Origin of the sequence: Streptomyces roseolus (assembly GCF_014649855.1) — a bacterium.
GTDB lineage: Bacteria > Actinomycetota > Actinomycetes > Streptomycetales > Streptomycetaceae > Streptomyces > Streptomyces roseolus.
Window position 1 is genome coordinate 1 of the sequence record NZ_BMTV01000064.1, and the last position, 10,167, is coordinate 10,167.

At 73.3% G+C, this 10,167-nt stretch carries 12 protein-coding genes; 7 read left to right on the forward strand and 5 right to left on the reverse strand.

Features of this window, described 5'->3' with window-relative positions:
* The 3 genes from IE245_RS36220 to IE245_RS36230 all read left to right on the forward strand — a co-directional run.
* On the forward strand, positions 1-81 hold an 81-nt coding region (locus IE245_RS36220), incomplete at its 5' end, for an acyl-CoA dehydrogenase family protein (RefSeq protein ID WP_157882129.1).
* Positions 82-109: 28 nt separating this feature from the next.
* Entirely contained in the window at positions 110-898 is a 789-nt protein-coding gene (locus IE245_RS36225) for an electron transfer flavoprotein subunit beta/FixA family protein (RefSeq protein ID WP_189955665.1), read from the forward strand.
* 33 nt (positions 899-931) lie between these two features.
* Complete coding sequence (locus IE245_RS36230) at positions 932-1,888, forward strand: electron transfer flavoprotein subunit alpha/FixB family protein (RefSeq protein WP_189955667.1); 957 nt, start codon at positions 932-934, stop codon at positions 1,886-1,888.
* A 64-nt stretch (positions 1,889-1,952) separates the two neighbouring features.
* Here the strand turns inward: IE245_RS36230 and IE245_RS36235 are convergent, their stop codons facing one another.
* The 3 genes from IE245_RS36235 to IE245_RS36245 all read right to left on the reverse strand — a co-directional run bounded on the left by IE245_RS36235 (position 1,953) and on the right by IE245_RS36245 (position 4,026).
* The gene (locus IE245_RS36235) at positions 1,953-2,336 is read right to left on the reverse strand and encodes a Zn-ribbon domain-containing OB-fold protein (RefSeq protein ID WP_189955668.1); all 384 of its coding nucleotides are present in this window, start codon (positions 2,334-2,336) and stop codon (positions 1,953-1,955) included.
* Positions 2,337-2,447: 111 nt separating this feature from the next.
* Positions 2,448-3,176 carry a TetR family transcriptional regulator gene (locus tag IE245_RS36240; RefSeq protein ID WP_189955670.1) on the reverse strand — a complete coding sequence of 243 codons (729 nt, stop codon included), beginning with the start codon at positions 3,174-3,176 and terminating at the stop codon, positions 2,448-2,450.
* A gap of 88 nt (positions 3,177-3,264) precedes the next feature.
* Complete coding sequence (locus tag IE245_RS36245) at positions 3,265-4,026, reverse strand: SDR family NAD(P)-dependent oxidoreductase (protein ID WP_189955672.1); 762 nt, start codon at positions 4,024-4,026, stop codon at positions 3,265-3,267.
* Positions 4,027-4,328: 302 nt separating this feature from the next.
* Here IE245_RS36245 and IE245_RS36250 point away from each other — a divergent pair, with 302 nt between their 5' ends.
* On the forward strand, positions 4,329-4,889 hold the full coding sequence (locus tag IE245_RS36250; protein ID WP_189955674.1) for a GlcG/HbpS family heme-binding protein: 561 nt from the start codon (positions 4,329-4,331) through the stop codon (positions 4,887-4,889).
* Positions 4,890-5,008: 119 nt separating this feature from the next.
* Here IE245_RS36250 and IE245_RS36255 read toward each other — a convergent pair whose 3' ends face one another.
* Entirely contained in the window at positions 5,009-6,094 is a 1,086-nt protein-coding gene (locus tag IE245_RS36255) for an endonuclease/exonuclease/phosphatase family protein (protein WP_189955677.1), read from the reverse strand.
* A 137-nt stretch (positions 6,095-6,231) separates the two neighbouring features.
* Between IE245_RS36255 and IE245_RS37575 the strand changes: the two genes are divergently transcribed.
* A complete protein-coding gene (locus IE245_RS37575; protein ID WP_229852068.1) occupies positions 6,232-7,686 on the forward strand; it encodes a serine/threonine-protein kinase in 1,455 nt (484 codons plus the stop codon).
* Here IE245_RS37575 and IE245_RS36265 read toward each other — a convergent pair.
* Positions 7,655-8,809, reverse strand: coding sequence for an acyl-CoA dehydrogenase family protein (locus tag IE245_RS36265; protein ID WP_189955679.1), 1,155 nt, complete (start codon positions 8,807-8,809; stop codon positions 7,655-7,657). The genes IE245_RS37575 and IE245_RS36265 overlap by 32 nt on opposite strands.
* A 150-nt stretch (positions 8,810-8,959) precedes the next feature.
* On the opposite strand from IE245_RS36265, the gene IE245_RS36270 reads away from it, so the two are divergent.
* Both IE245_RS36270 and IE245_RS36275 read left to right on the forward strand, forming a co-directional pair.
* The gene (locus IE245_RS36270) at positions 8,960-9,565 is read left to right on the forward strand and encodes a TetR/AcrR family transcriptional regulator (RefSeq protein WP_169089407.1); all 606 of its coding nucleotides are present in this window, start codon (positions 8,960-8,962) and stop codon (positions 9,563-9,565) included.
* A 51-nt stretch (positions 9,566-9,616) separates the two neighbouring features.
* Positions 9,617-10,167 (forward strand): ROK family protein (locus IE245_RS36275; RefSeq protein WP_189955681.1); only part of this gene is annotated, 551 nt, incomplete at its 3' end.

Consider the following 10,167-nt stretch of genomic DNA (forward strand, 5'->3'; position numbering starts at 1 on the left):
ATGCGCGACGCCAAGATCACCCAGATCTACGAGGGCACCAACCAGGTCCAGCGCATCGTCATGGCCCGCAACCTCCCCTGAAAATCCGCTCGTTGAAAGGAGCCAGGCCGTGACCCTGAGGATCGCTGTCTGTGTGAAGTACGTTCCCGACGCCACCGGCGACCGCGGTTTCGCGGACGACCTGACCGTCGACCGCGACGAGGTCGACGGCCTCCTCTCGGAGCTCGACGAGTACGCGGTCGAGCAGGCGCTGCGGATCTCCGAGGAGGCCGACGACGCCGAGGTCACCGTCGTGACGGTCGGCCCGGACGACGCCAAGGACGCCCTGCGCAAGGCGCTGTCGATGGGCGCCGACAAGGCCGTCCACGTCAACGACGAGGCCATCCACGGCTCCGACGTCATCGCCACCTCGGCGATCCTCGCCAAGACGCTGGAGAAGACCGGCTTCGACCTCGTCGTCTGCGGCATGGCCTCGACCGACGGCACCATGGGCGTGCTGCCGGCGCTGCTCGCCGAGCGGCTGAGCCTGCCGGCGGCGACGCTGCTCTCCGAGGTGTCGGTGGAGGACGGCGTGGTGAGGGGCCGCCGCGACGGCGACGCCGCCACCGAGCTCCTGGAGGCCCCGCTGCCCGCCGTCGTCTCGGTCACCGACCAGTCCGGCGAGGCCCGTTACCCCTCCTTCAAGGGGATCATGGCCGCGAAGAAGAAGCCGGTCGAGGAGCTGGAGCTCGACGACCTGGACATCGACGAGGACGAGGTCGGCCTGGCCGGCTCGTGGACCCTGGTCGAGTCGGCGGACGCCCGCCCGGCCCGCACCCAGGGCACGATCGTCACCGACGAGGACGGTGACGGCGGCAAGCAGCTCGCCGCCTTCCTCGCCTCCCAGAAGTTCATCTGACCGCCCGTCACCCCATCTCAGGAGCAAGGAATCATGGCTGAGATCCTGGTTCTCGTGGACCACGCCGACGGTGCGGTCCGCAAGCCGGCCCTCGAACTGCTCACTCTGGCCCGCCGCCTGGGCGAGCCGTCCGCGGTCGTCCTCGGCGCCGGCGAGGCCGCCGCCTCCGTCGCCGCCACCGCCGCCGAGTACGGCGCGGCCACCGTCTACGTGGCGGACGGCGCCGAGTTCGCCGAGCAGCTCGTCGTCCCCAAGGTCGACGCGCTCACCCAGATCGCCAAGGAGAAGGAGGTGGCCGCCGTCCTGGTGACCTCCTCCGGCGAGGGCAAGGAGATCGCGGCCCGCGTCGCGCTCCGCCTCGGCTCCGGCCTCATCACCGACGCCGTCGAGCTGGAGGCCGGCGCCGAGGGCCCGGTCGCCACGCAGTCGGTCTTCGCCGCCTCGTACACGGTGAAGTCCCGCGTCTCGCACGGCGTCCCGGTCATCACCGTCAAGCCGAACTCCGCCGCCCCGGAGGCCGCCCCGACCGCGGGCGCGGTCGAGAACGTCGCCGTCGCCTTCACCGGCAACGCGGCGAAGGTCGTCTCCCGCACCGCGCGCGTCTCCACCGGCCGCCCGGAGCTCACCGAGTCCGCCATCGTGGTCTCCGGCGGCCGCGGCGTCGGCGCCGCCGAGGGCTTCGAGGTCGTCGAGAAGCTGGCCGACTCGCTCGGCGCGGCCGTCGGCGCCTCCCGCGCCGCCGTCGACGCCGGCTGGTACCCGCACTCCAACCAGGTCGGCCAGACCGGCAAGCAGGTCTCGCCCCAGCTGTACGTCGCCGCGGGCATCTCCGGCGCCATCCAGCACCGGGCCGGCATGCAGACGTCGAAGACGATCGTCGCGGTCAACAAGGACCCCGAGGCCCCGATCTTCGACCTGGTCGACTACGGCGTGGTCGGCGACCTCTTCGCGGTGCTGCCGCAGCTCACCGAGGAGATCGGCTCGCGCTGACGCCCTCGGCGCGACGAAGGGGGGTGGCACTCTGTGCCACCCCCCTTTCGCCTGCCCTCCGGACTCAGATCCAGCCGTCGAGCGGGACCTCCTCGCAGAGCCGGACGACCGGCCGGCGGCCGGTGTCGGCGGCGCTCGCGAGCTTGACCCGGACGCCGGGGCGCACGGCGTGCGGCGGTCCGTCGACCCGGCAGCGGACCACGAAGCCCTCGGCCATGTGGACCGGCCAGAGGTCGGCCTCGGCGGCGGTGTAGGCGCGGCGGACGGTGATCACGCCCTCCCCCTCGCTGAGTTGGGGGGAGAGGTCGGTCGACCCGCAGGTCGGACAGAGCAGGCGCTGGAAGGTGGTGGTGTGGCACCAGGCGCAGCGCTGGAAGTAGAGATCGGTGCCTTCGGCCGATTCCTCGGTCCGGACGGCGCCGGGGTTCCTCAGTCCCGTGTGGAACACGATGCCTTCTCCTCGCACTCGGCGGCTCGACCGTGCATGGAGCCCAAGATATGGCACTCAGTGCCAGCAAAGAAAGACCTCAGTTCCCTCAATCTGAGATACTGCGACCCCTCATCCCTCGCCGAGGCTCGACTCGACCTCGCGCACCACGCGCCACATCGGGGTGGACCGCTTGGTGATGACGACCACCACGTCCCCGTCCTCCTCCGCCGCGGTGTCCCCGGCGGCGGCGCCCGGAGCGTCCGGGCTCCAGGTGGCGCGGACGAACTCCAGCGCCCGGTCGACCTCTTCGAAGGGCTCGCCCTCGCCGCCCGAACGGAGCCAGTGCCGCAGGGCGTGGTTGTGGGCGGCGACGACGGCCGCGGCGGCCACGTTGGCGCGCAGGGTGCCGTCCCTGCGGTCGGCCCAGCGGGTGCGCAGGTAGTCGCCGAGGGTCTTCTCGTACCGCCAGACGACGGAGAGCTCGTACGCGCGCAGCCCGGCGACCTCCCGGGTGAGCCGGTAGCGCTGGACGGAGAAGGTGGGGTTCTCGGCGTACATCCGCATGACCAGGCGGGCGGCGCCGCAGACCCGGACCATGGGGTCGTCGCTGTCGGCGCTGGCGGCGAGGAAGCGGGTCATGTCGTCGAGGCACTGGTCGTGGTCGGGGAAGACCACGTCCTCCTTCGACGGGAAGTAGCGGAAGAAGGAGCGGCGGCCGACGCCGGCGAGCGTGACGATGTCGTCGACGGTGGTCTGCTCGTAGCCCCGCTCCAGGAAGAGCTGGAAGGCCGCGGCGATGAGGGAGTCCCGCATCGCGGGCTTCGGGGAGGTCGGGGGGTTCGTCGCCGCTGCTGCCATGGCACGAACCTAACATCCGGACGACCTTCGTGCGGCACTCGGTGCCGGTTCATTCCGGCACCGAGTGCTCTCTCGAGGGCGGTGCGGTTCAGCGGGCGGACATCCGCAGGGCGCCGTCCATCCGGATCGTCTCGCCGTTGAGGTAGTCGTGCTCGGCGATCATCGTGATCAGCCGGGCGTACTCCCCCGGCTGCGCGAGGCGCTGCGGGAAGGTGACGCTCGCCGCGAGGCCGGCGCGGATCTCCTCGCTGAAGCCGGCCATCATCGGGGTGTCGACGATGCCGGGGGCGACGGTGACGACCCGGATGCCGTACTGGGCGAGGTCGCGGGCGGCGGTGATGGTCATCCCGGCGACGCCGGCCTTGGAGGCGGCGTACGCGATCTGCCCCACCTGGCCCTCGAAGGCGGCGATGGAGGCGGTGTTGACGACGAGCCCCCGCTGGCCGTGCTCGTCGGCCTCGTGGCGGGCGATGGACTCGGCGGCGAGCCGCATCACGTTGAACGTGCCGACCAGGTTGACGTTCACGACCGTACGGAAGAGGTCGAGGTCGTGCGGGCCCTTGCGGCCCAGGAGGCGGGCCGAGGGCGCGATCCCCGCGCAGTTGACGGCGAGTCGCAGCTCGGCCCCCTCGGCGTCGATCGCGGCGAGCGCGGCGCGGACCTGGTCCTCGTCGGTGACGTCGGCGGCGATCAGCCGGACGCCCTCGGGCAGCTCCCCGGCGGCGTCGACGGCCTTGCCGAGGTCGAGGCCGTAGACCGTGGCGCCGCGGGCGGCGAGCGCGGCGGCGGTGGCGGCGCCGAGGCCGGAGGCGGCGCCGGTGACGAGAGCGGCGGAGCCGGCGATGTCCATGGAACTCCTCGTACGTGTCGTGCGGGTGGCCCTGCCGGCGGGGTGGCCGCCGGCCCGGGGACGCTCCCCGCGGGGGACCGCGCGGTCCGCGCGGTCTGCGCCGCCCACCATAGAACCCGCACCCCGCTCCGTGGCGCCGGGGCCGCGGGCCGGGGGTCATCCGATCGGCGGACCCGGGGGTCCCCCGATCCGCCCGCCGACGGCATCCGGTGCGCCGACCGTCCCGCCGGGGAACCGGCCGCAGGATGAGACGCCGGTCGATCTTCGGCCGCTCGTCCACCCCTCCCCCTGGAGCACCCCTGATGAAGCACGTGAAGAAGGCCCACCGGACCCGTCTGATCACCGGTGGCGCGATCGTCGCCCTCGGCCTGGCCGGGGTCGGCGCCTACTCCGCGAGCGCCGGCGGCGAGTCCACGGCCGCGGCCCCCGCGGCCGTCACCGAGGCGAAGAGCACGCACACGACCACCGCCACCCACCTGACGGTCGCCGCGGCGACGAAGGCGGCGAAGGCCGTGCTGGACGCGGCGGAGGCGGAGAACCAGCGGGTGAGCGTCGCGGTCGTGGACCGCGACGGCAAAACCATCGTCACCCTGCGCGGCGACGGCGCCGGCCCGCAGTCCTCCGCGTCGGCCGTGAAGAAGGCGTTCACCGCCGTCTCCTGGAACGCCCCGACCTCCGAGCTGGTCGAGCGCCTGGAGCAGGCCCCGAACCTCGAGGACATCCCCGGCACCCTCTTCCTCGGCGGCGGCGCCCCGGTCACCGCCAAGGGCGGCCCGATCGCCGGCATCGGCGTCGCGGGCGCCCCCTCCGGCGACCTGGACGAGAAGTTCGCCCGCGCCGGCGTGGCGACCCTGGCCCGATAGCACACCGAGCGCAAAAAAGCCGACCCCGGTGCGCCTGAAACGGGGGAACACAGGCGAACCGGGGTGGCTGGTCACAGCATACGCCCCAACTGGTTCAACACGAAATCAACACGAGTCTGTCACGTCGCCGGGTCGACGAGCAGCGTCGCCCGGCCGATCAGCACGCGGTGGTCGGAGCAGGGCTCGGTGTTCCCGGGCTTGAGCGCGCCCTTCGCGTCGATCTCCGTGCAGAGGGGGATCGCCTTGGAGTCGGCGGAGTAGTCGGGCGAGGCGAGCCGGTCCTTGCGGGCGAAGATCATGTCGATCTTGGGGCGCGCCATGCCGCAGGGCAGCCCGGCCACGGGGTTGGCCGAGGTCTCCTCGCCGTACCCCGGGCAGGAGGCGTCCAGGTCGTCGAGCTCGCGGTGGTCACCGTAGTTCGGCTTGTCCCCCCTGGATCCCGAGGGCTCCGGGACCTCCACGGCGTAGAAGCGGTTCAGCCGGTCGTAGTCCGGCTCGGCGTTGAAGTCACCGGCGATCATGTACGTCTGGCCGGCGGCGGCGAACCCGTCCAGGATGCCGTCGAGTTCGACGAGCTGGCGGTAGCCGTACGGCCTGCCCTCCACCAGCACGGTCTTCCCGTCCTCCGACATGACGTCCGAGGTCGAGATCGGGCTGATGTGGACCGAGCAGAACTTCATGTTCGACCGGGCGACCAGCGGCGCGCAGAGCAGCCCGCTCATCACCGGGTGCTCGACGCCGTCGGCGGACCAGTAGGACAGGCCGCTCTCCTGCGCGAACGTCCGGTATTCGGCGCCGCCGAGCTGGTGGCGGCTGAAGAGCGCCTTGCCGAAGGACTCCCCGCCGCAGATCGACCGGCCGTCCGCGCCCTTGCTGCCCGCCGGGATGGCCTCCTGGAAGCGGGCGTAGCTCGGGTTGTCCGGGTTCCAGCTCGCCAGCTGCGTCCTGACGGCGCGGTACTGGTTGTGGCAGATCTCGTTGAACGAGACGAAGTCCACGGCGTTCTCGGCCCGTCTGATCGAGCCCACCGCCTCTTCGATCAGGCCGCTGTCGACGCGACCGTGGTTCAGCTTGTGGCCCGATATGTTCCAGGTCCACCCCGTGTACGGGACGGCCTCCGCCTCCGCCGAGACGGCCGTCGCCCCGGTGGCGCTCGTCAGCAGCGCCGCCAGCGCGAGCGCGCCGGCGACCAGTGCCTTCCTCATGGATCCCCCCGCAGAAAGGGCGGGCGTCCAGCGCGCCCGCCAAAGGTGATCAGTCTAGGAGGGGGCGCTCCCGACTGGCCCGGGGGCTCGTACCTCTGGAAGTATCGCCTCGCCAGGGACACGAACTCGGGTGACCCGTGCAGGACTTGCAGCCGGACGATCCGGACGTCATCGGCCCGTACCGCCTCTCGGCGCGGCTCGGCGAGGGCGGCATGGGACAGGTGTTCCTGGCCGTCTCCCGGAGCGGCCGGCGGCTGGCGGTGAAGGTGATCCGGCCGCAGATCGCCGCCGACCCCGGCTTCCGGGAGCGGTTCCGGCGCGAGGTGGCGGCCGCCAGGACCGTCGGGGGTTTCTGGACCGCGCCGCTCGTGGACGCCGACCCGGACGGTCCGGTGCCCTGGGTGGCCGGCGACTACATCGACGCGCCCGACCTGGCGGCGCTCGTGCGGGACCGGGGCCGGCTGTCCGAGCCGGAGCTGCGCTCGCTCGCCGCCGGTCTCGCCGAGGCGCTGGAGGCCGTCCACCGCGCCGGTCTCGTGCACCGGGACCTGAAGCCGTCGAACATCCTGGTCACGGAGGACGGGCCGCGCGTCGTCGACTTCGGCATCTCGAAGGCGGTGGAGGGCGCGACGGCGCTCACGGACACCGGCCTGATCGTCGGCACCCCGGGTTTCATGAGCCCGGAGCAGGCGACGGGCGGGCCGGTGGACCCGTCGAGCGACGTCTTCTCGCTGGGCGCGGTCCTCGCGTACGCCGCGACCGGCCGGGCCCCCTTCGGCGAGGGCCCGGCCCCCGCGCTGCTCTACCGCGTGGTCCACGACGAGCCGGATCTGGACGACGTCCCCTCCGGCCTGCGCGCGCTGGTCGCCGCGTGCCTGGAGAAGTCGCCGGAGCGCCGCCCGTCGCCCTCCCGGGTCCTGGACCTCCTGGGCACCGAGCCCCCGGCGGCGCCCCGGCCGCCCGCCAGGGTGCCGGCGCCGGCGCCGGCGGCCCCGCGGACGGAGGCGGTGGAGGTCACGGCGGGCCTCGTGGAGAAGCCGACCCGGCGGACGGAGAACGGCGGCTGCCTCGCGGTCCTCGGGATCCTGTCCGCGAGCGTCGGGGTCCCCCTCGGCATGGTGCTGGCGCTCCCGGTCGTCGCCGTCGCCACCTCGCTGCTCGGCCTGGCCGCCCTGGTGACCGGAGCCGTCCTCGCCGGCGGCCGGCCGCTCGTCCGGCACACCGTCCAGCTGACCGCCGACCATCTCCACTGCCGGGTGCGCGACCGGCGCTGGTCCTCGCCGTGGACGGACGTCTCCCGCGTCACCGTCCGCTCCACGAGGCAGGGCACACGGGGAGAGCGCCGGTGGCAGCTGGCGGCCGTCCTCCGCGAGGACGCGCCGGCGCCGAAGGGCTTCTCCGGCAAGGGCGGGAAGGAAGCGGTCCTGGCGCTCCACTTCGACGCCTCGGAGGACCCCCGGCCGGCGCTCCGCCGCCTCGACGCCGGGCTGCGCACGTACGCGGGAGACCGCTACGCCCCCGACACGGGCCTCACCGCGTACCTGGACCTGCCCCCGGCCGTCACTTCTCCGGGCGCGCCAGCCCCCGGCTGATGACCAGCCGCTGGATCTGGTTCGTGCCCTCGAAGATCTGCATGATCTTGGCCTCGCGCATGTAGCGCTCGACGGGGAAGTCGCGGGTGTAGCCGTAGCCGCCGAGGACCTGGACGGCGTCCGTGGTGACCTTCATCGCCGTGTCCGTGGCGATGAGCTTCGCCGCGCTGGCCTGGCGGCTGAAGGGGCGGCCGAGGTCGCGGCGGCGGGCGGCGTCGAGGTAGGTGGCGCGGGCCGCGTCGACGGCGGCGGCCATGTCGGCGAGGAGGAAGCCGAGGCCCTGGTGGTCGACGAGGCGGCGGCCGAAGGTGGTGCGCTCGTTGGCGTAGTCGACGGCGGCGTCCAGGGCGGCCTGGGCGAGGCCGGTGGCGCAGGCCGCGATGCCGAGGCGGCCGTTGTCGAGGGCGCTGAAGGCGATCTGGAGGCCCTGGCCCTCGGTGCCGACGAGCCGGTCCTCCTCGATGAGGGCGCCGTCCCAGTAGGCGGAGGTGGTCGGGACCGCCTGGAGGCCCATCTTGCGCTCGGGGGCGCCGAAGGAGAGGCCCTCGGTCTCGCCGGGGGCCAGGAAGCAGGAGACGCCGTGGCCGCCCGGGGCGGTGCGGGCGAAGAGGGAGTAGAAGCCGGCCCTGCCGCCGTGGGTGATCCACGCCTTGGTGCCGGTGATCCGGTAGCCGCTGCCGTCCTCCTGGCGCTCCGCCTTGCAGGAGAGGGCGGCGGCGTCCGAGCCGGCCTGCGGTTCGGAGAGGCTGTACCCGCCGACGAGCCGGCCCTCCAGCATGGCGGGGAGCCAGCGTTCCTTCTGCGCCTCGGTGCCGAAGGCGTACAGGGGGTGGCAGGCCAGGGTGTGCACGCTGGTCGCGACGGCGACGGCCGCCCAGCGGGCGGCGAGCTCCTCCAGGACCTGGAGGTAGACCTCGTACGGCTGGCCGCCGCCGCCGTACTCCTCGGGGTAGGCGAGGCCGAGGAGCCCGGCCCGGCCCAGCGTGGCGAAGAGACCCTCGGGATAGGTCTCGGCGGCCTCGTGCTCGTCCACCCGCGGCGAGAGCTCGTTGTCGGCGATCTCGCGGGTGAGGGCGATGAGGTCCGCCGCTTCGGGGGTGGGAAGCAGGCGGTCGACATCCATGGCGACTCCATCGGCGCGCGGTGGTGCGGGGAAGGGGTACGGGTGCACTCGGCGAAGCGGTACTAAGACGGGTACTCCAGTACCGTTAAAAATAGCGCATGGGTCTCCGGACGTAACCCCTCCTCGCGGGCGGCCCGGCATACTGTTCGGGTGATCGAGACCTCCGCCGCCGGCGCCCCCAAGCTCACGGGCCGCGGAGCGGCACGCCGCTCCGCGCTCTTCGAGGAGCTGGTCGCCCTGCTCGTCGGCGAGGGCTTCGCCCGGCTCACCCTCGACGACCTGGCCGCCCGGCTGCACTGCTCCAAGCGGACCCTGTACGGCCTGGCCGGCAGCAAGGAACAGCTGGTCAGGGCGGCCGTCGTGCACTTCTTCCGGCGCGCCACGGCCCGCGTCGAGGCCGTGCTGGCCGCCGCGAGCGGCCCCGCCGAGCGGCTCTCCGCCTACCTGCGGGCCGTCTCCGCCGAGCTGGCGCCGGTCTCCCCGCAGTTCTTCGACGACGTGGCCGCCTTCGAGCCGGCCGCCGAGGTGTACGAGCGGAACACCCGTGCCGCCGCCGGCCGGGTGCAGCAGCTCATCGAGGAGGGCGTCAGGGCGGGCGTCTTCCGGGAGGTCCACGTGGCCTTCGCCGCCGACGTCATCGCCTCCGTGATGGTGCGCATCCAGCGCCGGCAGGTGGCGGCGTCCACCGGCCTCGCGGACGCCGAGGCGTACGACCAGCTGGCCGAGCTGCTGCTCAGCGGGCTGCGCAGGGCCTGAGCGACGGCCGCCGATGACCCGCCCGATGGACCACGACCGCGAGGGGCCCGAGTGACCAGATCGAACGGCAGGACCGTGCGGGACCTGCGGCGCGAGAACCGCACCGCGGTCCTCCGGCGGCTCTACTTCGACGGCCCGATGAGCCGCTTCTCGCTCGGCCCCGCCACCGGGCTCAGCTCCGGCTCGATCAGCAACGTGGTGGCCGAACTCGTCGCCGAGGGGCTCGTCGAGGAGGCCGGCAGCGTCGACTCGGCCGGCGGCCGGCCCCGCATCCTGCTGCGCGTCGCCCCCGCCAGCGGGCGGATGATCGGCGTGGACGTGGGCGAGACCCGGGTCAGGGTCGAGCTGTTCGACCTCACCCTCACCGAACTCGCCCGCGCCGAACGTCCCCTGGCCCCCTCGGCGGAGGGCGGCGAGCGGTACGAGGTCGGGGTCGTCGTCGACCACATCCGGGACGGCATCGCGGAGGTGCTGCGCACGGCGGAGGTCCCCGCGGAGCGGCTGCTCGGCGTGGGCATCGGCGTACCCGGCATCGTCGAGCACACCGGCGCGGACGGGGCGGTCGTGCACGGCCAGACGATCGGCTGGGACGCCGTCCCGCT

Coding starts and splice junctions, on each gene's coding strand:
- IE245_RS36230 (WP_189955667.1), top strand. CDS start 932: ATGGCTGAGATCCTGGTTCTCGTGGACCACGCCGACGGTGCGGTCCGC.
- IE245_RS36240 (WP_189955670.1), bottom strand. CDS start 3,176: ATGGCAGCAGCGGCGACGAACCCCCCGACCTCCCCGAAGCCCGCGATG.
- IE245_RS36245 (WP_189955672.1), bottom strand. CDS start 4,026: ATGGACATCGCCGGCTCCGCCGCTCTCGTCACCGGCGCCGCCTCCGGC.
- IE245_RS36250 (WP_189955674.1), top strand. CDS start 4,329: ATGAAGCACGTGAAGAAGGCCCACCGGACCCGTCTGATCACCGGTGGC.
- IE245_RS36255 (WP_189955677.1), bottom strand. CDS start 6,094: ATGAGGAAGGCACTGGTCGCCGGCGCGCTCGCGCTGGCGGCGCTGCTG.
- IE245_RS36265 (WP_189955679.1), bottom strand. CDS start 8,809: ATGGATGTCGACCGCCTGCTTCCCACCCCCGAAGCGGCGGACCTCATC.